The sequence below is a fragment of the Bradyrhizobium yuanmingense genome (genome assembly GCF_900094575.1).
GTDB lineage: Bacteria > Pseudomonadota > Alphaproteobacteria > Rhizobiales > Xanthobacteraceae > Bradyrhizobium > Bradyrhizobium yuanmingense.
Genome location: NZ_FMAE01000005.1, coordinates 390,872 through 415,948, shown reverse-complemented (window position 1 = coordinate 415,948; position 25,077 = coordinate 390,872). Strand labels below are relative to the sequence as shown.

Here is a 25,077-nt window from a genome sequence, read left to right as displayed (position 1 = left end):
GAATGGTATTGTGAGAGATGGACTGGATCGCCATTTGCATGGCGTCTCCCAGCCTCAAGAGAAACGCCAAGCACAAAAGGCACCTTCATGCGGAAAACCCTGCTGTTCCCCCTGGGCGCGCTCACGGGAGCGTGCCTGACCCTTCTGGTAGCCAGCCCGCAGGGCGGCGTATGGGCAGCGCGGGCGGCAGTGAGTGCGGGTGATGCTTATTCCCAGCTCAATCTGTTCGGCGCGGTGTTCGAGCGGGTCAAGGCCAGCTATGTCGAGAAGCCGGACAATGCCAAGCTGATCGAGGGGGCGATCACCGGCATGGTGACCTCGCTCGACCCGCATTCGCGCTACATGAACGCCAAGGCCTGGACCGAGATGCAGGAGACCACCTCCGGCGAGTTCGGCGGGCTCGGCATCGAGGTCACGATGGAGGATGGCCTCGTCAAGGTCGTCTCGCCGATCGACGACACGCCGGCTTCGAAGGCCGGCATCATGTCCGGCGACCTCATCGGCAAGATCGACGGCGAGGCCGTGCAGGGCATGACGCTCGAGCAGGCGGTCAACAAGATGAAGGGACCGGTCGACACCAAGACCAAGCTGACCATCATCCGCAAGGGTGCGGATGCGCCGCTCGAGGTTGCGATCACGCGCGAGATCATCCATGTGCGTCCGGTGCGCTTCCGCGTCGAGAACGGCGACATCGGCTATATCCGCATCACCTCGTTCAACGAGCAGACCGCCGACGGCCTGAAGAAGGCGATCGCCTCGGTCTCCAAGCAGGTCCCGCCGGAGAAGCTCGCCGGCTACGTGGTTGATCTGCGCAACAATCCGGGCGGCCTGCTCGACCAGGCCGTGTCGGTGTCGAGCGCCTTCTTGCAGCGCGGCGAGGTCGTTTCGACCCGCGGCCGCAGTCCGGAAGAAACCCAGCGCTTCACCGCTCATGGCGGCGACCTCACCAAAGGCAAGCCGATCGTGGTGCTGATCAACGGCGGCTCGGCCTCGGCCTCGGAGATCGTTGCCGGTGCGCTGCACGACCACAAGCGCGCGACGTTGATCGGCACGCGATCGTTTGGTAAGGGCTCGGTGCAGACCATCATTCCGCTCGGCTCCGGCAATGGCGCGCTGGCGCTGACCACGGCGCGCTACTACACGCCGTCGGGCCGCTCGATCCAGGCCCAAGGCATCGCGCCCGACATCGAGATCCTCCAGGACGTGCCGCCCGAGCTGAAGGGGCGGATGGACACCATGGCGGAATCCCAGATGCGCGGGCATCTGTCGGCCGACGGCACCGAGCAGACCGGATCGCAGTCCTACGTTCCGCCGGAAGAGAAGGACGATAAGGCTCTGCACGCAGCCTACGACTTCCTCCACGGCGTTACGGCAAATGCCGTCGCTGCCAAGCGCGCGACGAAGGCTGCAGTGCCGAACTAGATCTTACGACGTTCCGGATCATGTTTCGCCCGGGAGCGGAGGACCGCTTCCGGGCGATTTCGTTTCCAGCGCCGTTTCGACCTAACCGACCTCGCGGCGGCGGCTCTCGCTGCCTTCGCGCCGGGCGCGCCGGCTGCGGTGCAGCGCGAACAGCTCCAGCATCTTGTCGGCGGGCTTGGCGGCGCTGAACAAATAGCCCTGCATCTCGGAGCAGCCGAGCGTACGCAACAGGCGCTGCTGCTCCTCGGTCTCGACACCCTCGGCCGTCGTGGTCATGCGGCGGGCGGCCGCCAGGTTGACGACGGCTTGAACGATGCTGGCGGAGCCGTCGGGACGGGCGATGTCCTCGACGAAGCAGCGGTCGATCTTGATCTTGTCGAACGGGAAGCGGTGCAGATAGCTCAGCGACGAGTAGCCGGTGCCGAAATCGTCGAGCGCGATGCGCACGCCGATGGCGCGGAGCTGGTGCAGGATGGCAAGCGCGGCATCGTCGTCGCGGATCAGGACTGCCTCGGTGATCTCGAGCTCGAGCCGGCTCGCCGGCAGATTCGACGCTGCGAGCGCCGCCATGATCTTCAGCGCCAGCGTGCCGCTCTTGAACTGCACCGGCGAGACGTTGACGGCGAGGCGGATGTCGTCGGGCCAGCTTGCCGCGTCCCGGCACGCGGTCGCCAGCACCCATTCGCCGATCTCGTTGATCAGGCCGGTGTCCTCGGCGATCGGGATGAAATCGGCCGGCGAGACCCAGCCGCGCTCGGGATGGCGCCAGCGCACCAAAGCCTCGCAGCCGGTGATGCGGTCGTCCTTCAGGCCGAGGCAGGGCTGGTAATACACCTCGAGCCCGCCTTCGCGGCCGCCTTGCGCGATGGCGTGGCGCAGGTCGCCCTCGAGCTGGCGGCGTTCGCGGACCTTGGCGTCCATGTCCGGCTCGAAGAAGCGGTAGGTGTGGCGTCCGGCGGACTTGGCCGCGTACATTGCCATGTCCGCGTTCTTCAGGATCTGGTCGAGCGCCGTGCCGTGCTCCGGCGCGAGCGCGATACCGATGCTGGCGTCGCTGGTGAGATGATGGCCCATGCAGTCGACCGGCGTGCGGATGGTTTCGAAGACGCGCGCGACGAGCTCGTTGACCTGATCCAACGACGTTACCGCGCCCTGCACGATGGCGAATTCGTCGCCGCCGAGTCGCGCCACGAAGTCTGCGGGACCCGCACAGCGGCGGAGGTTGGTCGCGATCGATTTCAACAGCTCGTCGCCGACGAGATGGCCGAGCGCGTCGTTGACGCCCTTGAACTCGTCGATGTCGATGTAGTGCACCGCGGTCTGCTCGCCGTCGCGCGCCGCGGCCAGCTCCTGCCGCAGATGCTCGTGGAACATGGCGCGGTTGGGCAGGTCCGTCAGCGCGTCGTAATGGGCGAGGTGGGTGATGCGCTCCTCGATGCGCCGGCGCTCCGTGATGTCCTCGTGGGTCGCCACCCAGCCGCCATCCGCGAGCGGCTCGTTGAGGATGTGGATCGAGCGGCCGTCGGCGGTATCGACCACCATGGAGTTGCGGAGATGGATGTCCTTCAGGACGCGCGCGGCGTAGGCATCGACGTCGCCGGTAAACGAGCCGGTCGTCTTGCGATGGGCGATGATGTCGCGAAAGCTGCAGCCGGGCTTCACGACATCGGCCGACAAGCCGTACATCTCGATGTAGCGCTGGTTGCAGACCACGAGCCGCTGCTCGGAATCGAACAGCAACAGGCCCTGCGTCATGTTGTTGACCGCGCGGTCGAGCCGCTGCTTCTCCAGCGTCAGCTGTTCGCGCGAAAGGCGGTGCTGCTCCAGCAGCTTGCGCACGACGGCAATCAGCACGCCTGCGATCGCGAGCGCGGAAGAGGCTGCGATCGAGATCAGAATGCCGATCTGCTCGCGCCAGTCAGCCAAGGCCGCTGCGCGCGTCGTGGTGGCCATCACCAGGATCGGGAAGTGGGGCAGGGCACGGGAGGAGATCAGCCGGTCCTCGCCGTCGACGGGGCTGTTGAAGCGGCCGGCGAAATGATCGAGCCCGAACACCCTTTGATGCTCGAACGGTCCGGTCTTGAAGTTTCGCCCCATCAATTCGCCGGACTGCGGATAGCGGGCGAGCAGTGTGCCGTCGCCATGCAGCATCGAGATCGTCGCGCCTTCGCCGAGCACCACGGAGGCGAAGAACTTCTCGAAATTGGCAGGTTCGATCCCGCGTCCGACCACGCCGAGGAACTCGCCGCGTGGCCCGACGACCCTCCGGGCCACCAGAATGGTCCACGCGCCGGAGATGCGGCTGTGCAGCGGCTCGATCAGGACATCAGGCGCATAGGGATCGTACTTGAAGGTGCGGAAGTAGGCGCGATCGGCGACATTCACCTTGGGCGTCGGCCATGCGGTCGACGAATTGATCAGATTGCCTTCGGCATCGATGATGTTGAGGCCGCCCATATAGGGCAGCGCCTCGATCTTCGACCGCAGCATCCGGTGCACGTCCTCGCCCGAGAGGCGCTTGCGATACTCCTCTCCGGTGGTAATTCCGGTGGTGCGGACGTAGTCGACGAAACCCTTCTGGATGACGGCGAAGTCCTGCAATTGCTGATCGAAATGATGAGCAAGCAGCAGCACGGTGTTTTCCAGCTCGCGGCCGGAATTGCGCAGCGCCCGCTCCCGGAAGTTCTGCGCCATCAGGACCGAGCCTATGGCGATGGCCGCGATCAGCAGCGTGCCGCCAACCACAAGCCAGCGGATCGGGCCGCTGCGCACGAAGACCTGGTCAAAGAGACGACTGCCGAATTTCATCTTCATGCTGGATTCGTTGCCGCGCACACGTCAGGATCAATTCAGGACCCTGAGAACATCCGTTGGTTTACGGTGACGGTGTGGAAGTAAAGTTAGGAAGCGCGGTTAACGAGACGTGAATACCCGCGCGCAAAAGCAATCCATGCGCGCGGCGCGAAAGTGGGGCGCTAACGCAAGCCCGCGTCAGGCGCGGTAATGGCCGGATTTGCCGCCGAGCTTCTCGACCAGATGGATGCCCTCGATGCGCACGCCGCGCTCGACGGCCTTGATCATGTCGTAGATGGTGAGGCAGGCGACCGACACCGCCGTGAGCGCCTCCATCTCGACGCCGGTCGGTCCCGTCACCTTCACGGTGGCCCGTACCACGCAGCCCGGCAGCTTGGCGTCAGGCTCGATATCGACAATGACCTTCGACAGGGCGAGCGGATGGCAGAGCGGGATCAGCTCCGAGGTGCGCTTGGCGGCCATGATGCCGGCGATGCGCGCGGTGCCGAGCACGTCGCCTTTCTTGGCGTTGCCGGACACGATCAGATCGAGCGTCGTCTTGGTCATGACGACGCGGCCCTCGGCGACCGCCAGCCGCTCCGTCGCTGGCTTGTCCGAGACGTCGACCATCCGCGCCTCGCCGGAGGCGCCGATATGGGTGAGGGCGGGGCCGGCCTTTGCTTTGGCCTGCTTCGTCTTGGCTGAAATGGTCTTCGCCGGCTTGCGCGCCATGTCAGCGCGTGCCCGCCGCGCGCGCCGTCGCCTCGCGCGCGAGCAGCGCGCGCGTCGCCGCCGTGACGTCGGCCTGCCGCATCAGGCTCTCGCCGACCAGGAACGTCGACATACCGACGCGCTCGAGCCGGGCGAGGTCGGCGGGCGTGAAGATGCCGCTCTCGCCGACCATCAGCCGGTCCGAAGGGATCAGCGGCGCCAAGGCCTCGCTGGTCGCGAGCGTGGTTTCGAAGGTCCGAAGATTACGGTTGTTGACCCCGATCATCGGCGAGCGAAGTCTCAGCGCCCGGTCGAGCTCGGCGCGGTCATGGATCTCGATCAAGACGTCCATGCCGTAGGCGAGGGCGGCGTCTTCGAGGTCTCTTGCCGCGGCGTCATCGAGCGCCGCCATGATGATCAGGATGCAGTCGGCGCCGTGTGCGCGGGCCTCGACCACCTGATAGGGATCGAACAGGAAATCCTTGCGCAGCACGGGGAGCGAGGTTGCTTCGCGCGCGGCTACCATGAAGTCGAGATGGCCCTGGAACGAGGGCGTGTCGGTCAGCACCGACAGGCAGGCAGCGCCGCCGGTTTCATAGGCCTTTGCGAGTGCCGGCGGGTCGAAATCGGCGCGAATGAGTCCCTTGGAGGGCGAGGCCTTCTTGATCTCGGCAATCAGCGCGTAGCCGCCGTTGGCGTGCTTTGCCTTGATCGCGCGCAGGAAGCCGCGCGGCGCGGAGGCGGCCTTGGCCTGCGCCTCGACGGTGGAGAGCGGACGCGCTCGCTTCGCCGCCGCGATCTCCTCGCGCTTGTAGCTCTCGATCTTGGTCAGGATGTCGGACATGCGGGAGTTCAGCTCTTGGAGACCGTGACCAGGTGCTTCAGCTTCGCGTTGGCTGCGCCGCTGTCGATCGAGCGGACGCCGATCGCGACGCCCTCCTTGAGGTCCTTGGCGCGGCCGGCCACGACCAGCGCGGCGGCTGCGTTGAGCAGCGCCACGTCGCGATAGGGGCTCGGCTTGCCGTCGAGCACGCTCTGCAACGCGATCGCGTTGGCATCGGCGTCACCGCCTTTGAGCGCACCGGCCTCGCAACGCGGGAGCCCGGCTTCCTCCGGCGTCACCTCGAAATTCCGGATCTCGCCGTTGTGGAGCGCGGAGACGAAGGTCGGGCCGGTGAGGGTGATCTCGTCGAGACCATCGGACCCGTGCACCACCCAGGCGGAGTCGGAGCCGAGATTCTTCAGCACCTGCGCCAGCGGCTGTACCCATTGCCTGGAGAACACGCCGACCATCTGCCGTTTCACGCCGGCCGGATTCGACAGGGGACCGAGCAGATTGAAGATCGTGCGCGTGGCGAGCTCGACCCGGGTCGGGCCGACGTTCTTCATGGCGGGATGGTGGGCGGGGGCAAACATGAAGCCGATGCCGCATTCGCGCACGCAGCGGCCGACCTGCTCCGGCTTGAGATCGATCTTCACCCCGAGCGAGGCCAGCACGTCGGCGGCGCCCGAGCGCGACGACAGCGCGCGGTTGCCGTGCTTGGCCACGGGCACGCCGGCGCCCGCGACGATGAAGGACGCGCAAGTCGAGACGTTGACCGAGCCGGAGCCGTCGCCGCCGGTGCCGACGATGTCGACTGCCTCCGGCGGCGCCTGCACGGTCAGCATCTTCGCGCGCATCGCCGCGACCGCGCCGGTGATCTCGTCCACGGTCTCGCCGCGCACCCGCAGCGCCATCAAGAGCCCGCCCATCTGCGAGGGCGTGGCCTCGCCGCTCATCATGGCATCGAAGGCGGAAGCGGCTTCGTCACGCGACAGGCTGGCGCCGGTCGCCACTTTTCCAATGATCGATTTCAGGTCGTCCATCGCGTGCTTTCAACTCACTGGTTCGCGCCGGTCACCTGCGCGAAGGCGGCCTGATTAATGGTGGTCCCGATGTCGGTTTCAAGCTTGTTGACGTAGGAAGCGACCTGCTCCTCGGTTTGGGCGCGGTCGAGGCTCTCCTTCAGCTTCTTGACCGCGTCGGAGGCAAAGTCGACCGCGGGATCGACGATGTCGGTGACGCGGAACACGATCACCTCGCTGCCGCCGCTCACGGCCGTCTGTCCGATGCCGTCCTTGGCGGTGCGGAAGGCCGCCGCCACGACGGTGCCGGGCACGCCGACGGGCGAGTCGTCGCGCTTGAAGCCGCTCGCGGTCTCGACCTTGGCGCCGACGGCGGTGGCCTCGTCGGCGAGCTTGCCGCCCGCATCGAGCTTTTGCACCATCTCGGTCGCCTTGGCCTTCAGCTTGGCGGCGATCTGGTCCTGGCGCCATCGCGCCTCGACCTGATCGCGGACCTCGTCGAGATTGCGGTCGCGCGAGGGGGTGATGGCGAGCACGTCGTACCAGACATAGCCGCCTTTGAACGAGATCGCGTCGTTGTCGACGCCGACATCGGTGTTGAAGGCCTGCGATACCACGTCGAGGCCCTGCGGGATGCTGGCGACCGGCTGGCCGTTCGGGGCGCGACCGGAGCGGTCGACGGCCTCGATGGTCACGGCGGTGAGGCCGAGCTTCTGCGCCGCGTCGATCACGCTGGAGCCGCCGCCACGCTCGTCTTCCATCTTGTCGCGGAGGTCGGCGACCTTGACGCGTGCACGCTCAGTCGCGATCTCGCGCTTGATGTCGCCGGCAAGCTTGGCGTAGTCGGCCTCGGCGCCCGGCTCGATCTTGTCGACCCTGACGATCGCGACGCCGAGCCCGCTCTGGATCGGCTGGCTGATCTCGCCGGCAGGCAGCGCGAACGCGGCATCGCCGACGGCGGGCGCGAGCGAAGACTTAGTCACAAGCCCCAGGTCGACGTCGGAGGCGCTCAGCCCGCGTTCCTTGCCGATGTCCTCGAACGACGTGCCGCCGACGAGGCGCTCGCGAGCGGCCTGCGCTTCGGCAACGTTCGGAAAGACGATCTGCTGGATCTGGCGCTTCTCAGGCGTGCCGAGCCGGTCCTTGCGCTGCTCGAACATCTTCCGGGCATCCTCGTCCGAGACCTCGGTCCATTTGCCGATTTCTTCCGGCGAGACCACGACGAAGGAGATCTTGCGATATTCGGGCGCGCGGAACTGGACCTTGTGATCCTCGAAATAGGCGGCAAGCGCCTCGGGCGAGGGCGGGTCGATCGGACCGGCCTGCGCGGCGTCGAGCCGGACGAATTCAATCGAGCGTTGTTCGTTCTGGTAGCGCGTCAGGACGTCGACCATGGCCTTCGGGGGCTCGAGGCCGGCGCCGACCGTGCCGGTGATCTGCCGGCGCAGCGATACCTTGCGCTGCTCGGCGACATAGCGCTGCTCGGTGTAGCCGAAATTGCGGATCAAGGCTTGGAAGCGATTGGGGTCGAAATTGCCGCCGATACCCTTGAAGTTGGGGTCGTTCATGATGAGCTGGCGGATCTGCTCGTCGGATTGGCCAAGGCCGAGCCGGCGCGCCTCTTCGTCGAGCGCGGCCTCGGCAATGGTCTGCTGCAGCACCTGGCGGTCAAGGCCGAACGCGCGCGCCTGGTCGGGCGTCAACGGACGGCCGAACTGGCGGCTGATCTGTTGCAGGCGGTCGGTGTAGATCTGGCGGAACTCGTTGAGCGAGATCTCGGTGCTGCCGATCTTGGCGACCGTGGACTGGCCGAAGCCCTTGAAGATGTCGGCAATGCCCCAAATGCCGAAACTGATGATCAACACGCCCATCACCACGGCCATAACGATCTTGCCGAGCCAGTTCGATGAGGCCTTGCGTATTCCTCGGAGCATTTGGTCCAACTTGTTTGGTCAGGAGGGGAACGGAGCGCGTCTTAATGCAGATTCCGCAAAAGCGCGTCACCAAATTGATAGATCATCATAAAGTGGCGGCTTTCCCCCCGCAACCTCGCCCCGGGCGACCGCTTGAAGCTGCGGCGAAAGGGCCTCTGGTCTCTGGAACTGCAGGAGCACCTCTGCTAGCGCATGAACAAACCTCATTCTGCTGGACATTGACATGACCGACGCCATCCGACCGCTGATCGCGGGCAATTGGAAAATGAACGGCCTGAAAGCCCAGGCTGCTGAATTCGACGCCATGCTCAACGGCGCGGCAGACGTGGCTGGCAAGGCCGACCTGCTGGTCTGCCCGCCGGCGACCCTGGTTGCGGCGTTCGCCGAGAAGGCGCGCGGCAAGAAGGTCGCGGTCGGGGCCCAGGACTGCCACTCCAAGGCCTCCGGCGCCCACACCGGCGATATCGCCGCCGAAATGCTCGCCGATGCAGGCGCGACCGCCATCATCGTCGGCCATTCCGAGCGCCGCGCCGACCACGGGGAGGGCGACGCGCTGATCCGGCAGAAGGCCGAGGCGGCCTGGCGCGCCGGGGCCGTTGCGGTCGTCTGCATCGGCGAAACGCAGGGCCAGCGCGACGCCGGCCAGACCCTGGACATCCTGCGCGGCCAGCTCGACGGCTCGCTGCCAGAGGGCTCGACGGCGGCCAATCTGGTCGTGGCCTATGAGCCGGTCTGGGCGATCGGCACCGGGCTGACCCCCACAGCCAAGGATGTCGAGCAGATTCATGGGTTTATCCGGGAACTCCTGACCATCAGGTTCAAGGCTGAGGGCGCGAAGATGCGAATCCTCTACGGCGGCTCGGTCAAGCCCTCGAACGCGGCCGAACTGATGGCGGTGAAGAACGTCAACGGGGCTCTGGTCGGCGGTGCCAGCCTGAAGGCGGCCGATTTCCTTGCGATCGCTAAGGGCTGCCCCTAGCTAAGTCCAAACCGCGGGACCGGGCCCGATCGGGGGTGGCAATGCCACCTCCGATCGTGTAACACCGCGCAACTTCAGGAAAACCCGCGAAGCGCGATCGGCCGCCGTCAGGCGCCGCCAGCTTGTGACGGAAGGATATCATGCAGACCGTTGTCATCGTCATCCACCTCATGATCGTCGCCGTCATGATCGGTGCCGTCCTGCTCCAGAAGTCGGAAGGCGGCGGCCTCGGCATGGGCGGCGGCGCGGGCTTCATGTCGAGCCGCGGCACGGCGAACCTTCTGACGCGGACCACCGCGATCCTGGCCGTCGGCTTCTTCCTCACCAGCCTGTTCCTGTCCTGGTATGCCGGTTACGACCGCAAGCCGTCGTCGATCATCGGCCAGCCCTCGCAGACCCAGCCGGCCGGCGGGTCGCCCATCGCGCCGCCGACCTCGGGCGGCATCCTGGATTCGCTGAAGAAGGCCGACGAGCAGCAGCAGGCGCCGGCTCCGACCGGTCCTCAGGTGCCGCGCTCGCAATAAAGCAGGGGGGCCATGCAGGGCGGTGGCTACCGTCCTGCATCAACAATCCCCATCAAGGCACTGTCATCACTCTTCGTTTCGGCTCACCCACAGGCCCGCAAAATCTTTGGGGCGGAATACGAATCGCTTTGGCGAATCGTATTTAGGGGATTAGAGGTTAAGTCCCATGGCGCGGTACATATTCATCACCGGCGGCGTGGTTTCTTCGCTCGGCAAGGGTCTGGCTTCGGCGGCACTGGGTGCCCTGCTGCAGGCCCGAGGCTACAAGGTCCGCCTCCGCAAGCTCGACCCCTATCTCAACCTCGATCCCGGAACGATGTCGCCGTATCAGCACGGCGAAGTGTTCGTGACCGATGACGGCGCGGAGACCGATCTCGATCTCGGTCACTACGAGCGCTTCACCGGCCGTCCCGCGACCAAGGCCGACAACATCACGACCGGACGCATCTACCAGGACATCATCTCCAAGGAGCGCCGCGGCGATTATCTCGGCGCGACCATCCAGGTGGTTCCGCACGTCACCAATGCCATCAAGGAATTCGTCCTCGACGGCAACGACGATTACGACTTCGTGCTGGTCGAGATTGGCGGCACCGTCGGCGACATCGAGGGCCTGCCGTTCTTCGAGGCGATCCGCCAGCTCAAGAACGAGCTGCCGCGCGATCACGCCGTCTACATCCATCTGACGCTGCTGCCCTATATTCCCAGCGCCGGCGAATTGAAGACGAAGCCGACGCAGCACTCGGTGAAGGAGCTGCGCTCGATCGGCATCCAGCCGGACATCCTGCTCTGCCGCACCGACCGCGAGATCCCGAAGGAAGAGCGGCGCAAGCTCGGGCTGTTCTGCAACGTGCGCGAAAGCGCCGTGATCGAGGCGCGCGACGTCGACAACATCTACGCGGTCCCCGAGGCCTACCACAATGCGGGCCTCGACGACGAAGTGCTCGCTGCCTTCGGCATCGGCTCGCGGATTCCGCCGGAGCTGCGCAGCTGGCAGGAGATCAACGAGCGCATCCGCAATCCCGAGGGCAACGTCACCATCGCCATCGTCGGCAAGTACACCGGCATGAAGGATGCGTATAAGTCGCTGATCGAGGCGCTCTCGCATGGCGGCATCGCCAACAAGGTGAAGGTCAATCTCGACTGGATCGAGAGCGAGATCTTCGAGAAGGAGGATCCGGCGCCGTTCCTCGAGCACGTCAACGGCATCCTGGTGCCCGGCGGATTCGGCCAGCGCGGCGCAGAGGGCAAGATCAGGGCGGCGCAGTTCGCGCGCGAGCGCGACGTGCCGTATTTCGGCATCTGCTTCGGCATGCAGATGGCGGTGATCGAGGCCGCGCGAAACCTCGTCGGCATCGAGGACGCCAACTCCACCGAGTTCGGCCCGACCAAGGAGCCGCTGGTCGGCCTGATGACGGAATGGCTGCGCGGCAACGAGCTCGAGAAGCGCTCGCAGGCAGGCGACCTCGGCGGCACGATGCGGCTTGGCGCCTATCCTGCAACGCTCAATCGCGGCAGCCGCGTCTCGCAGGTCTATGGCGGCGCGACCGAAATCTCCGAGCGTCACCGCCATCGCTACGAGGTCAACACCGCCTACAAGGACCGCCTCGAGCAGCACGGCTTGAAGTTCTCAGGCCTCTCGCCCGACGGCGTGCTGCCTGAAATCGTCGAGTACGAGGATCACCCCTGGTTCATCGGCGTCCAGTTCCACCCCGAGCTGAAGTCGCGCCCCTTTGAGCCGCATCCGCTGTTCGCTTCGTTCATCGAGGCGGCGGCGAAGCAGAGCCGGCTGGTATAGCCGGCTCGGTCTGCCCTGACAAAGTCTTGCTCGCACGTCCGGCTACGCGGCCGCGATGTCCATCCTGCGGCAGAAGCAAGATGCCTTGATCGGCACCTCCGCGCGCGACTGGGCGAGGTCAAGTCGCTGCTTGATCAGCGGCCTCTCGGCGCTGTCGCCACGCCGCATGAGACATTCGTGCAAGCCGTGAAGCGACCACAGATTGTCGGGATGCTGGCAGGCCCGGCTCAGCTTTCCATCGAGGCCGAGATCGGAACGGTACACTGCCTCGGCTTCCTCGATCCGTCCCTGCTCCAGCAGCAGCGCGCCGAGTGCGTGACGCGGTGGCTGCATCCATCCCCACGGCTCGTCATAGGGCAAGGCGTCGCTGAGCGCGACCGATCTGCGCAGCTCCGCGAACGCGAAGTCGTAATTGGCTTTGCGATATTCCAGTTCGCCATTCAACATGGCTTCGGCCACGCCGAGCAGGGCGACGACCTTGTTGTTGTGCACGAGCCGGCTCTCCGGCACGCGTGTCTTCGCCTGAGCGAACAACGCTTTCTCGGTTTCGGCCTCAGTGACGTGGCCAAGCGCTGAATGAGCCACCGCCTTGGCGTAGTGGATCATTGCCGTCACGGAGCAGTATAGCTCGCGATCCTCCGGCAGCTGTTGGGCAATGATGTCGTGCCATTTGCCGAAACGCACGAGAACGTGCTGCTTCATCGTCAAGTAGCCTTCCAGGAAGTCCGCCATGGGGGGCGATTGAATGCGCAGCACTGGCTCGGGCACGGTGGCAATGAGTTCCTCGGCCGCTGCGATAGCGGGGGCGTATTGACCCAGGAACATCGCGCCGTAGATGGCGAAGTGGAAGTTGTGGATGACATAGACCAGGTAGACACCCGGATCGTCCGAATAAGCGAGGAATCTGCGGTCGGTCGCCAGCGCCTTCTGATTGTAGAGCAGGACGTCGTTGTACTGCCCGCACAGCACGTCGAGATGCGTCGGCATGTGGATCAGATGGCCGCTATCGGGGGCGATCCCGCGCAGCCGGTCCCCAGCCCGCATCGCCTTTTGCGGGAAGGGCGACATCTCCATGAGGTGGACGTAGAGATGGAGCAGCCCCGGATGATTCCACGCAGCCGGCCATCGATCGAAAGCTTGTTCGAGCACGGCCCTGCATTCCTCGGTGCCAGCGCCCTTGGTGGGTTCTCCAGACTCAAGGTCCCACATCAGCCACGGCGTCTCGTTCATGATCGATTCGGCAAAGATGGCTCGGACCTCGAGATCTTCGGGATACGTGGCGAAGACCTTTCGCATCTCTCGCGTGAAGGCCTTGTCCCACGGCGCCATGTCCTCGATCGCTTCACGCTGCGGATAGCGCGCCGACAAGGCGCGGATCAGCGCTTGCTCGACCGGGCTCGCCCTCTCCGCCTGCGCGCGGGCGTCCTGCGTCGCATCGTATGATCCCGCCAGCGCCAATTGACGGCCTTGTGCGTCATAGCGGACCCAGGGCAGGTTGTAGTTGGGACCCGCGGCGTAGCCGATGCCCCAATGCGCCATCGCGCAGCTGCTATCGAACTCGAGCGCCTTGCGAAAACATTTGATCGCCTCGCCGTGGTTGAATCCGAACACCCAGTTGAGCCCTCGGTCAAACCAGAGCTGCGCATCGGGCGAAGTCGTGGTGATTTTGCGGCTGTAGGGTCCGAGATCAAAATAGGTCATTGCCTTCGCCCCCTTTGATCGCTTCGGTCGTTTTGCCGATTGCTCTCGGGCCGTCGGCGGCTGATGCGCCCTGACCGAGCCTGCACATTATCAAGAGCGCCGGCCCCGCGCTATCGAGCTATGCACGGAACGCCATGAGGGGGCCCCGGGTGAGGCTCAAGACAGAGTTGTGGCCAGCGGGTATAACCGCCGCTCCTGTCAGGGAGGGAGCAAGAATGATCTACGAAATGCGCGTCTATCGTTGCGTGCCCGGCCGCCTACCGGCATTGCTCAAGCGGTTCGAGACCGCCACGCTGAAGATCTGGGAGAAGCATGGCATCAAGCAGGCCGGGTTCTTCACCACCCTGATCGGCGAATCCAACCAGGAGCTGACCTATTTCCTCGCCTGGGACTCGCTTGCCGAGCGCGAGAAGAAGTGGGGCGCGTTCATGACCGATCCGGACTGGATGAAGGCGCGCGCCGAGAGCGAAGCCGACGGCCAGATCGTCGCCGACATCGTCAGCCAGATCCTGGCGCCGACCGCCTTCTCGGCGGTGAAGTAGCAGGCAGCGGACAGGGAACCCTGGCGCAACCCTGATATTCGGACCGTCCGGGCGGAAGAGGGTTGATCCGACCCTCATGCCGGCTATGGTCGCGCCGAAACGAGGGAATTTGCCTTGAGCTCTTCGAATTCAGCGGCGCCGGTCGTCACCATCGGCAGGGTCAAATTCGGCAATGATTTGCCGATCTCGGTCATTGCCGGGCCCTGCCAGCTCGAGAGCCGCCAGCATGCGCTGGAGGTCGCCTCCGCGCTGAAGGAGATCGCCGCGCGGCTGAACATCGGCCTCGTCTACAAGACCTCGTTCGACAAGGCCAACCGCACCAGCGCGGCGGCGGCGCGCGGGCTGGGTCTTGCGCAGTCGCTGCCGATCTTCGCGGAAATCCGATCCTCGCTCGGCTTGCCTGTTCTGACCGACGTGCACGAAGCCACGCAATGCGCCGAGGTGGCGCAGGCTGTGGACATCCTGCAGATTCCAGCCTTTCTGTGCCGGCAGACCGATCTGCTGCTGGCGGCGGCCGCGACCGGCAAGGTCGTCAACGTCAAGAAAGGTCAGTTCCTGGCACCCTGGGACATGGCCAATGTCGTGACCAAGATCACGAGCGCTGGCAATGCCAACGTGCTCGTCACCGAGCGCGGTGCGTCCTTCGGCTACAACACGCTCGTCTCCGACATGCGCGCGCTGCCGATCCTGGCGCGCACCACCGGCGCGCCCGTGATCTTCGACGCCACCCATTCGGTGCAGCAGCCGGGCGGGAAGGGGACGTCCTCGGGCGGCGAGCGCGAATTCGTCCCGGTGCTGGCGCGTGCAGCTGTCGCGGTCGGCGTTGCCGGCGTCTTCATCGAGACCCATCCCGATCCCGATCGCGCGCCGTCCGACGGTCCCAACATGGTACCGCTGCGCGACTTCGAGGGGCTCATCGCCCGGCTGATGGCGTTCGACGCGCTGGCAAAGAATCCGCGCTGATGCAGCAGAGCGAGGCGCGGCCGCAAGATCACGGCTTGCCGACGGCGCTTTACGTCATCTCAGGCGCAAGCTTCGCCGCTGCCTTATCGGCCCGTGCACTCGATCCGGTGCTGCCGCACGTCGCCGAGGATTTTGGCGTCAGCATCGCGACCGCCGCGGGCTTTGCCGCGGTGTTCGCCTTCACCTTCTCGATCATCCAGCCGATCATCGGGGCCGCCGCCGACCTGTTCGGCAAGACCCGGCTGATGATCGGCTGCCTCGCGCTGCTCGGCTTCGCGAACATCCTGGGCGCATTCTCGCCGTCGTTCTCGGTTCTGTTCGCAACTCGCATCCTCGCGGGCATCGGCTCCGGCGGCGTATTTCCGGTGGCGCTCAGTCTGACCAGCGATCTCGTCGGTCCCGAGAAACGCCAGGTTGCGATCAGCCGCACGCTCGCCGGCGCCATGACGGGCAATCTGCTCGGCGCCTCGGCCTCAGGCCTGATCGGTGATTTCCTCGGCTGGCGCGGCGTGCTGGCGGTGCTCGGTGTCCTGGTGATCATCGCATCGATCGCGGTCGCGGCCGGCTTTCGTGGCGCCAAGGTCAAGCATCCGCCGAAGACGAGCCTGTCGGCGTTGAAGGCCGGCTATCGCACTATCTTCACCAACCCGAATGCCTATGTCTGCTATTCGGCTGTGTTCATCGAAGGCTGCTGCGTGCTCGGGCTGTTTCCTTACATCGCTTCGTTCCTGTTCGAGCTCGGCCAGACCTCGCTATCGATCGCCGGCATCGTCATCGCCGGCTTTGCGGTCGGCGGCCTGGTCTACACGCTGACGGTGTCGCGCCTGCTGCCTTGGCTCGGCGTGAAGGGCATGATGATCGCAGGGATGACGCTGGTGGCCTCACAGCTCATCGCCGTCGCCTTCGGTCCACGCTGGGAAGTGCAGGCGCTGAATCTCGTCGTGATGGGCTGGGGCTTCTACATCGCCCATGGCTGTCTCCAGGTCTTCGCCAGCGAGCTCTCGGTCGAGGCGCGCGCCACGGCAATGTCGCTGCATTCGTTCTTCTTCTTCATGGGACAGACGGTGGGACCGCTCGCCTATGGCTTCGGGCTTCAGCATGCCGGCAAGATGGCGACCCTGTCTTCGAGCGCCGCGATCATGGTGCTGCTCGGCCTCGTCTGCGCGCGGCTGCTCAAGCAGCGGGCGCCGTCAGACGCCCGCGTCTGAGGCCGCGTCCGGACGAAGCGCCCTCTCAAAAAGCTTCGCAAGCAGTCCTTGTGGCGCTCAGGCGCTCGCGTAGGCCTCCTGCCAGAGGTCAAGCACCTCGTGACGCGTAATGCCACGGGTGATGAACACGATGCGCGAACGGCGGTCGGCAGCATGGGGCCATTTTGCAAGCGCCACCGGCGGATGGAAGACGTGGTGGACGCCATGAACCGCGACCGGCGTCTCTTCATCGCGAAGATTCAAGATGCCCTTGACCCGCAAGAGGTCCTCGCCCCGGGTGGCGCGCAGATGCGCGAGCCAGCGCGATACGGCCATCCAGTCAAGGGGATCGTCGAATGCGATCATGAAGTTAAGGATCGAGGCATCGTGGCTATGATGCTCGTGATGGGCATGACCGTCATCATGATGGTGGCCGCTCTCATGTGCAGCCTTGGCGACGTCGGCGAACGCCTGCTCGTTGAGCCAGCGCTCGATATCGGCTGTCTTCTTTTCGGGGTCAATGAGGGCGGCGCCGAACAGTTGAGCCGGATCGACCTCGCCATGCGCCACGTTCTCGATCCTGGCGCTGGGATTGAGCCGACGAAGCCGCAAGTCCAGTGCGTCAGTATCGTTGACCAAATCGCGCTTGGTGATCAGCAGCCGGTCAGCGAGCGCGACCTGCTTCACCGCCTCGTATTGGCGGTCGAGCTGCCGCGCTGCATTGACCGCGTCGACGGTGGTCACCACGGTGTCTAGCCGAAGGAAATGCGACACCAAGGGGTTGTTCAGCAGCAGCTGAGCGATGGGAGCGGGGTCAGCCAACCCCGTTGTCTCGACCAAAATCCTGCGGAACGGCGGTACCTCGCCACGATCGCGGCGCACCAGCAGCGCGCGCAGGGTCTCTTCCAGATCGCTGCGAATAGTGCAGCAAATACAACCGCTCGCGAGCACGGCGACCTCGCCGTCCACGCGTTCCACGAGGAGGTGGTCGAGGCTGACCTCGCCATATTCATTGATGACGACGGCGCTGTCCTTCATCGCGTCATGGCGCAGCAGGCGGTTGAGCAGTGTCGTCTTGCCGCTGCCAAGAAAGCCGGTGATCAGTGACACCGGAATCCGCTCGGCGGATTTGTCGCTCTCGAACAGGCTCATCGGCGTCCTCAACCCTGGTCTTATTTTTGTCGCTGGACAACAGCCTAATGGAGGACGAGCATTCCGAAAACAGGATCTTAAGCCCGATCTCAGCGGGCACACCCCGGGAGGAAACGATGGACGATACCAAAGGCGATGAAGAGAAGGGCGGTGCGGCGACCGATCGGCGGACCTTGCTCCGCACGGCAGGCCTTGCTGGTGCGGCTGGGGCGGCATTCGCAGGTGCGATGCACGGCAAGTTCTCACTTGCACCGATCACCGCGGCCCAAGCCCAAACCCCGGCGATGCCAAAGGGCGTGGACAAGCCTTGGTGGCCCTCGAAATGGGGCAAGGACGACGAGGCTGGCGCGTCGAACCATATCACGCCGGCGAAGGTTCTCGATGCCGTGAAGTGGATCAAGGATGGCAAGATCTACAAGATCGGCCGCGTTTACGAGCAAGGCATGCCGTTGTTCGGCGCCCGCGCATTCTCGTTGCGCATTCCCGGCGGGCCGACTGGCGGCCCGTTCGGCGACAACAAGCTCGTCTATCACGACGAGTTTCTCGCCACCGAAATCGGCCAGACCGGCACACAATTCGACGGACTCGGCCATATCGGTATCCAGTTGGGCAAGGACGGCGACAAGAGCGAGATGCGCTTCTACAACGGCTTCACTGCCGCTGAGATCGGCGACGCCTACGGCCTGAAGAAGCTTGGCACCGAGAAGCTCAAGCCGCTGTTCACACGCGCCCACCTGATCGATATGGTCGCGCTGAAGGGCGGCATGATGGATGCGGGCCAAGAGATCACCTCAGCCGATATCAAGGCGGCGCTAGCGAAGCAAAGCATCGCGGAGAGCGACATCAAGCCAGGCGATGCGATCATGTTCCACACCGGCTGGGGCTCCCTGTGGATGAAGAACAATGATCGCTACAATAGCGGCGAGCCTGGGATCGGCCTCGATGCCGCGAAGTGGATCATCGAGAAGGATCTCGCGCTGACTGCGGCCGACACTTGGGCGGTCGAAGTGGTGCCCAATCCCGACAAGTCTCTCGCTTTCGCGGTTCATTCCGAATTGCAGACCAAGCACGGCATTCTCAACCACGAGAACCTGATCTTCGACGAGTTGATTGCCGACAAGAAGTACCAGTTCGTCTACTGCTTCACGCCATCGCCGATCAAAGGCGCGACCGGCAGCAATGGCTGCCCGATCGCGATCACCTGAGGCGGATGAAAAAGCGTGTGGGCGGGACGTCCCCGCCCACCGCGCGAGCTGCGGAGCGGCGTGCGGCTCGCCTCGCATGGTCCCGGCATGGAATTCGGCGAGATGGCGATCCTGGAGCACAGCCGTAGCGCCGACGTCTTCGCCGACACGCCCGTCACCTGCCTCGAACTGCCGCTCGACAGCTTTGCCGATTACCGCCGGCTGCACCCGGAAACGTCGTTGAAGATCATGCGCAATCTTGCCGCCATCCTGGCGCGGCGGCTGGTGCTGGCGAATGCCAAGGTGGATTTGCTGAGCGCCTACTGACTATACCGAGACATTGTTTTTCGTTCCCCTGATGCGACGCAGCGCGCCGCACTTGCGGCGTGGTGCGTTGCTGATCCGGGGTCCGGAATTCGTGGCGCTCGGTCCCGGCTGTGCGGGGCGCAGCGTTTCGCGCTGCACCTTGCGCGGAACACGGGTGGGGGCTGTCTCACTTCGTCCACGTCACACTGGGCGGAGGAGGCTAGCTCGCGCAGCTCTTGCGATACTCAGCCGGCGTGACGTTCATGTGTCTGCGGAAAATCCGATTGAGATGGCTTTGATCGGAAAATCCGCTCAAGAGCGCAATTTCCTTCAGGGCGAGCCGATCCTTGCGCAGATGTTGGCGGGCGCGCTCCACCTTGCGGCTCAGGACATAGGCATGCGGCCGCATGCCATAGTGCACCTGGAACTTGCGCGCGAACTGCACCGGCGAGCAGTTGCAGATGTTGGCTAGCTCCTCGAGCGTGATGTTCCTGGAGATGTTCTGTTCGACATAGTCCTCGATCAGCCTTGCATGCGCTGGCCTGAAGCGCCCCTGCGGACAGGGCAGCTTGAATTCCACCGAGGCGTATTTGCGCAAGATGTGCACGCTCGCCTGAAGTGCCAGCGCATCGTAGCAGAGCCGGCCGCCCGGGCCGCCTTCGGACACTTCCTGCACCATCCGGTCACCGATCCAGGTCAGCACCGGATCTTCGATCCTGAGCAGATCGTGGAGTTCGACGCCGTCTGACTCGCGGTCGAATGCCTCGCTCGCGGTCTTCGTCATCAGGCTCGGCGAGATGTAGAAATGGCTGACTTCGAGGTCATTGCTCCAGCGCCAGTTCGAAGGCTCCGCACGTGTCAGCAGGGTTGTGACACCGCGTCCGACGTGATCCTGCTTCCACGCGCCGGTCACACGGCGGTTCATTGACGTGGTGCCTTCGCGATAGACGACGATCAGGAAATTCTCGGACGGCGGCACCCAGATGTCGGACGGCGCATAGCGGAAGACGCGCAACCGAAAGTCAGCCTTGCCCACGGCGGAACTGTCCAGCATCAATTGGCCGGGAGCGTAGCGGGGGAGTTCCTCAACCGTTATTAATTGGCCCATCGCGCGCGACTCCTTCCCTGATTCTAAGGCGCGGTTGACCGCTTCTGCTTCTCATTGGCCGAACGGCGGAGACGAGCATAAGCCGGTTTTGCCATTTGCCAAGCGAGCCGCGTTGCCGAACTGCAGAACCGGCAACGGACGTCCGGCTTCGTTCAAAGAATTGTCCGATTTATTCAAGCTCCAGCCGCCGGAATACTCATAGCTTCCCCCGTCCCGCACAGATGGGATCAACAATGACGCGCTGCACCACCATCCGATCGTATGACGGATGGGGAAGGTCGTGCGCACTCAAAAATCACCGAGGAGGAAGAAATGGCGGAAGCCCTGACCAAATCCAATGGAAGCAACGGTTCGCATGGACCAGCGAGATTCGATGCCGTGGTTGTCGGAGCCGGCGTCGCCGGGCTCTATCAACTCTATCGTCTACGCGAGCAGGGATTGAGCGTCAGGGGGATCGACGCCGCGTCAGGCGTAGGCGGCACGTGGTATTGGAATCGATATCCCGGCGCGCGCTTCGACTCCGAGGCCTACATCTATCAGTATCTTTTCTCCGAGGAGCTCTACAAGGATTGGAGCTGGAGCGAGAAGTTTCCGGGCCAGCCCGAAATCGAGCGCTGGATGAACTACGTCGCCGACCGTCTCGATCTGCGCAAGGACATCCAGTTCAGTACGACGGTCAAGAGCGCGCACTTCAACGAGGCCACGCAGCGCTGGCTGGTCACGACCGACCGGGGCGACGTGATCGACACCCAGTTTCTGGTCACCTGCTGCGGCATGCTGTCGGCTCCCTACGTATCCTTTCCGGGGCAGGAGACTTTCAAGGGACGGTTGTTCCATACGGCGCGCTGGCCGGAGCAGCCTGTCGACCTCGCAGGCAAGCGCGTCGGAGTCATCGGCAACGGTGCGACCGGCATCCAGGTCATCCAGACGATCGCCGGCGATGTCGGCCATCTCAAGGTGTTCATCCGCACGCCGCAATACATCATCCCGATGAAGAATCCGAAATTTGGGGCCGCGGAGGTCGAGGACTACAAGTCGAGATTCAAGTCGCTCACCGAACGCCTGCCGCGCACATTCACCGGCTTTGAATACGACTTCGAGCACGCCTGGGCAGACCTCACGCCGGAGCGCCGCCGCGCGGTGATCGAGGCCTGCTGGAATGACGGTTCCCTGAAGCTATGGATATCCTCGTTCGCCGAGCTGTTCTTCGACCCGGAGGTCAATGCCGAGATCTCCGAATTCGTGCGCGGGAAGATGCGCGAGCGGCTCGGGGATCCGAAACTGTGCGATGCGTTGATTCCTGCCGATTATGGCTTCGGAACGCACCGTGTGCCGCTCGAGCAGAACTTCCTCGAGGCCTTCCATCGCCCCAACGTCGAGATCGTCAGCGTCAAGAGCAATCCGATCGATCGCGTCACGCCCACTGGTATTCAGACCGCTGACGGTACGGTCCATGAGCTGGATGTCATTATCCTAGCAACCGGCTTCGACGCCGGCACCGGTGCCTTGACGCGCATCGATATCAGGGGCCGCGACGGCCGATCGCTGAGGGAGGACTGGGGCAGGGACATCCGCACCACGATGGGCCTGCAGGTTCACGGCTATCCCAACCTGTTCACGACCGCCGTTCCGCTCGCTCCATCGGCCGCGCTGTGCAACATGACCACGTGCCTGCAGCAGCAGGTCGAATGGATCGATGACTGCATCAAGTACATGCGCAGCAAGGATCTGAAGGTGGTCGAGCCGACAAAGGACGCCCAGGACAGCTGGGTGGCCCATCACGATGAGATCGCAAACGCGACGCTGATCGCGAAAACCAATTCCTGGTACCTGGGCTCGAACGTCGAAGGCAAGCCGCGCCGTGTCCTGTCGTACTGCGGCGGCGTCGGCGCGTATCGACAGAAGTGCGACGAGGTCGCGGTGAACGGTTACGAGGGCTTCGTGATGCAATGAGCGCTCGCGACGCGAGCGTCGACCACATCAAACAATCCAGCACGGGAGGACGATCATGATCATGAATTTTGGCGCGACGGCAGATGCCGTTCTCGACGGCGTCGTCACATCCACGCTGCGCGTGCCCGGCGTTGTCGCGATGATGACGGACCGCCGGCGCAACATCTATGAAGGCGCAGCCGGCAAACGCCGTCTCGATCGGCCGGCGGACATGACCACCGACAGCGTCTTTGCCCTTTTCTCCACCACCAAGGCGATTACCGGCACGGCCGTTCTGCAACTCGTCGAGGAGGGCAAGCTCGATCTCGATGCGCCCGCGAAGCGTTACGCGAACGAGATCGGAAAGCTGCAGGTGATCGAGGGCTTCGATGCAGCGGGCGAGCCGATCCTGCGTGCACCGAAGCGCGATATCACCACGCGCATGCTGATGACCCACACGGCGGGCCTGAGCTACGATTTCATCAACCACACCTACAACCGGCTGGCGCAGGAGAAGGGGCAGCCCAGCGTGATCACCGCGACCAAGGCCTCCCTGATGACCCCGCTGCTGTTCGATCCCGGCGAGCGCTGGGACTATGGAACAAATCTCGACTGGTGCGGCCAGATCGTCGAGGCCATCACGGGCAAGCGACTCGGTGAAGTCTTCAAGACACGCATCTTCGAACCGCTCGGGATCGAGGACATGACCTTCGAGCTGACCGATGCGATGCGCCAGAAACTGGCCGGCATCCACGCGCGGAATGCCGACGGGTCCCTTGCGCCGATGGATTTCGAGCTTCCAGCAAAGCCCGAAGTCCATATGGGCGGCCACGGCCTGTACGGCACGGTCGGCGACTACATGCGTTTCATCCGCATGTGGCTGAATGACGGGGTTGGCGAACACGGCCGCGTGCTGAAAGCCGAAACCGTTCGGATGGCGGAAAAGAACCATCTGGGCGACAGGAAGGTAACGCCGATCACGGGTGTCATCCCGTCACTGTGCAATGATGCGGAATTCTTTCCGGGCCAATCCAAATCCTGGGCGTTGAGCTTCATGGTCAACGACGAGGAAGCCCCGACAGGACGTCCCGCCGGCGCGCTGGGCTGGGCCGGGCTTGCCAACCTGTTCTACTGGATCGATCGGCAGAACAACGTCGGCGGGTTCTGGGCCACCCAGATTCTGCCCTTCGGTGATCCGACATCATTCATCGGCTATATGAACTTCGAGACGGCGCTCTACCAGAGCCTGAGGCAGCGCTTGGCAAGCTAGGACCGTGCTGCGAGAGCGGCCTCGTCGCTGTCGACCGAGGCCGTTTTCTCTTGATGGTCACACGTGACCGAGCATGCCCTAGCCCCGCCCGCGATAGGGCGCCACGCCTTGCTCCGGCACCCACAGGCCCTTCGGCACGCGGCCGGTCTGCCAGAACACGTCGATCGGGATGCCGCCGCGCGGATACCAATAGCCGCCGATGCGCAGGAATTTCGGCTTGATCTCGCTGGCGATGCGCTTGCCGATCATGACGGTGCAGTCCTCGTGGAAGGCGCCGTGATTGCGGAAGCTGGCGATGTAGAGCTTGAGCGATTTCGATTCCAGCAGCCAAGCGCCTGGCGCGTAGTCGATCATCAGATGCGCGAAATCCGGCTGGCCCGTAACCGGGCAGAGCGAGGTGAATTCCGGCACGGTGAAGCGCACCAGATAATCCGTGCCTTTCTGCGGATTGGGCACGCGGTCGAGTTGGGCCTCTTCCGGCGTGTGCGGCCATTCGACCGCGCGGCCGAGCTGGAGGGACTTTTTCGCCATCGTCGTCAACATCCTGTGGAGCATGATCCGGAAAAGTGGGCACCGGTTTTCCGAAAGATCATGCTCAATTAAGCAATAGGAGCGCGATAAGATCGCGCTCCAGAGGATGCCGGGATGGACGCAAACGGGCTCGTCGTCAACCGGCGGCGATTGTCTGGATCATGACGATCCGGTCGTTGCCGGACTCGCAGCCCCATAGCTCGCCCGGACGGCCGTCGAGCTGGCGGACATTGGCGTTGGCCTTGTCGCTGGCGAAGACATTGAACTTTTCTGTGGCGGGATCGAACCGCACGATGGCGTTGGCGGAGAAATCGGTCAGCCAGACCTTGTCCTTGTCATCGACGTACACGGCATAGGCGCGGGGACGTTCGCCCGGCAGCTTCCAGGTCTTCCACGAGCCGTCCGCGGGATCATGCACCGAGACGTGGCCGCTGTTCCACTCGCTGACCCAGATCCGGCCCCTCGAATCCGACCAGACGCGCCGCGACCCCTGGTTCGGGGTCGGCGGTTCGACCACGGTCGCATTGCCGCCCGCGCGGTCGATCTTCGCGATATGGCTGCCGCCGAGGGAGGCGTACCAGACATCGCCCATGGGTGTGACCGTGATGCCGTAGGGGCCGACCCCCTTCGGCGCCTTGAACACATTCATCTCGCCGGTCTTCGGAGACAGCCGGCCGTAATAGCCGGACTGGCCGGTGAACCAGTAGGTGCCCTCCCTGTCGAACACGCCGGTGTTGAGATTGGCGGAGGCGAACTTTTCCGGCAGGCGGAACAGCGTCACCTTGAGATCGGCAGGGTCGACCCGCGCAATCGCGTTCTGGCCGCCCTCGGTGATCCAGGGCGCGCCATCGGGTCCGATGGTCACGCCGTGTGGGGCCGCGCCCTGGCCGAGGCTGACCGTCTTGAAACGGCCATCGCGTGGATCGAGGCTGCCGAGCAGGCCCTTGCCCTGCGCCGTGAACCAGATCGTGCCGTCAGGGGCGGGCGTGAGATCGTGCAGGCCGATGCCTGGGCTGATCGCGTAGTATTTCGTCCGGAACGGGGCTTCCTGCGCAAAACCTGGGCGGGCGGCAAGCAGCGCGGCACTCGAAGCAAGAAATTGGCGGCGATTCATGGCGTTACCCCGACTGTTTGAGATTGAGGTTGGGCACGCGGACCAGATGCGGTCGAGCATATTCTGAGGCGCCTTTCGCGT

Annotated in this window: 21 protein-coding genes; 11 read left to right on the top strand and 10 right to left on the bottom strand. The window is 64.3% G+C overall.

Going from position 1 to position 25,077, the window contains the following annotated elements; genetic code table 11:
* Window positions 1–87 precede the first annotated feature (87 nt).
* A complete protein-coding gene (locus GA0061099_RS19360; protein WP_036009952.1) occupies window positions 88–1,422 on the top strand; it encodes a S41 family peptidase in 1,335 nt (444 codons plus the stop codon).
* An 81-nt stretch (window positions 1,423–1,503) separates the two neighbouring features.
* On the opposite strand, the gene GA0061099_RS19355 is transcribed toward GA0061099_RS19360, so the two are convergent.
* The 5 genes from GA0061099_RS19355 to GA0061099_RS19335 all read right to left on the bottom strand — a co-directional run bounded on the left by GA0061099_RS19355 (window position 1,504) and on the right by GA0061099_RS19335 (window position 8,705).
* On the bottom strand, window positions 1,504–4,236 hold the full coding sequence (locus GA0061099_RS19355) for a bifunctional diguanylate cyclase/phosphodiesterase (protein ID WP_036025206.1): 2,733 nt from the start codon (window positions 4,234–4,236) through the stop codon (window positions 1,504–1,506).
* A gap of 177 nt (window positions 4,237–4,413) precedes the next feature.
* Window positions 4,414–4,947 (bottom strand): cyclic pyranopterin monophosphate synthase MoaC, encoded by a 534-nt coding sequence (gene moaC / locus GA0061099_RS19350; RefSeq protein WP_036025198.1) that lies wholly within the window; start codon window positions 4,945–4,947, stop codon window positions 4,414–4,416.
* Between the two features lies 1 nt (window position 4,948).
* Window positions 4,949–5,770, bottom strand: coding sequence for an indole-3-glycerol phosphate synthase TrpC (trpC, locus tag GA0061099_RS19345; RefSeq protein WP_036025195.1), 822 nt, complete (start codon window positions 5,768–5,770; stop codon window positions 4,949–4,951).
* 8 nt (window positions 5,771–5,778) lie between these two features.
* Window positions 5,779–6,792: an anthranilate phosphoribosyltransferase gene (gene trpD / locus GA0061099_RS19340; protein ID WP_036025193.1), complete on the bottom strand. Its 1,014-nt coding sequence runs from the start codon at window positions 6,790–6,792 to the stop codon at window positions 5,779–5,781.
* Between the two features lie 14 nt (window positions 6,793–6,806).
* The gene (locus tag GA0061099_RS19335; protein ID WP_036025192.1) at window positions 6,807–8,705 is read right to left on the bottom strand and encodes a SurA N-terminal domain-containing protein; all 1,899 of its coding nucleotides are present in this window, start codon (window positions 8,703–8,705) and stop codon (window positions 6,807–6,809) included.
* A 223-nt stretch (window positions 8,706–8,928) separates the two neighbouring features.
* Between GA0061099_RS19335 and tpiA the strand changes: the two genes are divergently transcribed.
* The 3 genes from tpiA to GA0061099_RS19320 all read left to right on the top strand — a co-directional run bounded on the left by tpiA (window position 8,929) and on the right by GA0061099_RS19320 (window position 12,006).
* Entirely contained in the window at window positions 8,929–9,684 is a 756-nt protein-coding gene (tpiA, locus tag GA0061099_RS19330; protein WP_036025191.1) for a triose-phosphate isomerase, read from the top strand.
* Between the two features lie 140 nt (window positions 9,685–9,824).
* Window positions 9,825–10,208: a preprotein translocase subunit SecG gene (secG, locus tag GA0061099_RS19325; protein WP_036009912.1), complete on the top strand. Its 384-nt coding sequence runs from the start codon at window positions 9,825–9,827 to the stop codon at window positions 10,206–10,208.
* Between the two features lie 166 nt (window positions 10,209–10,374).
* Complete coding sequence (locus tag GA0061099_RS19320; protein WP_036025189.1) at window positions 10,375–12,006, top strand: CTP synthase; 1,632 nt, start codon at window positions 10,375–10,377, stop codon at window positions 12,004–12,006.
* Between the two features lie 42 nt (window positions 12,007–12,048).
* On the opposite strand, the gene GA0061099_RS19315 is transcribed toward GA0061099_RS19320, so the two are convergent.
* A complete protein-coding gene (locus GA0061099_RS19315) occupies window positions 12,049–13,707 on the bottom strand; it encodes a tetratricopeptide repeat protein (protein WP_036025187.1) in 1,659 nt (552 codons plus the stop codon).
* A gap of 215 nt (window positions 13,708–13,922) precedes the next feature.
* Here GA0061099_RS19315 and GA0061099_RS19310 point away from each other — a divergent pair, with 215 nt between their 5' ends.
* The 3 genes from GA0061099_RS19310 (at window position 13,923) to GA0061099_RS19300 (ending at window position 16,420) form a co-directional block, all read left to right on the top strand.
* Window positions 13,923–14,249 (top strand): NIPSNAP family protein, encoded by a 327-nt coding sequence (locus tag GA0061099_RS19310; protein WP_036025186.1) that lies wholly within the window; start codon window positions 13,923–13,925, stop codon window positions 14,247–14,249.
* A 114-nt stretch (window positions 14,250–14,363) separates the two neighbouring features.
* Complete coding sequence (kdsA, locus tag GA0061099_RS19305; protein ID WP_036025184.1) at window positions 14,364–15,212, top strand: 3-deoxy-8-phosphooctulonate synthase; 849 nt, start codon at window positions 14,364–14,366, stop codon at window positions 15,210–15,212.
* Window positions 15,212–16,420 carry an MFS transporter gene (locus GA0061099_RS19300; RefSeq protein ID WP_036025183.1) on the top strand — a complete coding sequence of 403 codons (1,209 nt, stop codon included), beginning with the start codon at window positions 15,212–15,214 and terminating at the stop codon, window positions 16,418–16,420. Before kdsA ends, GA0061099_RS19300 begins: the two co-directional genes overlap by 1 nt.
* A gap of 57 nt (window positions 16,421–16,477) precedes the next feature.
* Here GA0061099_RS19300 and GA0061099_RS19295 read toward each other — a convergent pair whose 3' ends face one another.
* Window positions 16,478–17,551 (bottom strand): CobW family GTP-binding protein, encoded by a 1,074-nt coding sequence (locus GA0061099_RS19295; RefSeq protein ID WP_050995938.1) that lies wholly within the window; start codon window positions 17,549–17,551, stop codon window positions 16,478–16,480.
* 116 nt (window positions 17,552–17,667) lie between these two features.
* On the opposite strand from GA0061099_RS19295, the gene GA0061099_RS19290 reads away from it, so the two are divergent.
* On the top strand, window positions 17,668–18,756 hold the full coding sequence (locus tag GA0061099_RS19290) for a cyclase family protein (RefSeq protein WP_036025182.1): 1,089 nt from the start codon (window positions 17,668–17,670) through the stop codon (window positions 18,754–18,756).
* 15 nt (window positions 18,757–18,771) lie between these two features.
* On the top strand, window positions 18,772–19,062 hold the full coding sequence (locus GA0061099_RS19285; RefSeq protein ID WP_225143385.1) for a cyclic nucleotide-binding domain-containing protein: 291 nt from the start codon (window positions 18,772–18,774) through the stop codon (window positions 19,060–19,062).
* A 199-nt stretch (window positions 19,063–19,261) separates the two neighbouring features.
* Here the strand turns inward: GA0061099_RS19285 and GA0061099_RS19280 are convergent, their stop codons facing one another.
* Window positions 19,262–20,077 (bottom strand): helix-turn-helix domain-containing protein, encoded by an 816-nt coding sequence (locus GA0061099_RS19280; RefSeq protein ID WP_225151710.1) that lies wholly within the window; start codon window positions 20,075–20,077, stop codon window positions 19,262–19,264.
* A gap of 384 nt (window positions 20,078–20,461) precedes the next feature.
* Here GA0061099_RS19280 and GA0061099_RS19275 point away from each other — a divergent pair, with 384 nt between their 5' ends.
* Together GA0061099_RS19275 and acmB are read left to right on the top strand one after the other, a co-directional pair.
* On the top strand, window positions 20,462–22,102 hold the full coding sequence (locus GA0061099_RS19275) for a flavin-containing monooxygenase (RefSeq protein ID WP_036025180.1): 1,641 nt from the start codon (window positions 20,462–20,464) through the stop codon (window positions 22,100–22,102).
* A gap of 55 nt (window positions 22,103–22,157) precedes the next feature.
* Complete coding sequence (acmB, locus tag GA0061099_RS19270) at window positions 22,158–23,351, top strand: methyl acetate hydrolase AcmB (protein ID WP_036025178.1); 1,194 nt, start codon at window positions 22,158–22,160, stop codon at window positions 23,349–23,351.
* Window positions 23,352–23,429: 78 nt separating this feature from the next.
* On the opposite strand, the gene queF is transcribed toward acmB, so the two are convergent.
* Both queF and GA0061099_RS19260 read right to left on the bottom strand, forming a co-directional pair.
* Window positions 23,430–23,906, bottom strand: coding sequence for a preQ(1) synthase (queF, locus tag GA0061099_RS19265; protein WP_192893427.1), 477 nt, complete (start codon window positions 23,904–23,906; stop codon window positions 23,430–23,432).
* 112 nt (window positions 23,907–24,018) lie between these two features.
* Window positions 24,019–24,996, bottom strand: coding sequence for a Vgb family protein (locus GA0061099_RS19260; RefSeq protein WP_036025176.1), 978 nt, complete (start codon window positions 24,994–24,996; stop codon window positions 24,019–24,021).
* Window positions 24,997–25,077 lie beyond the last annotated feature (81 nt).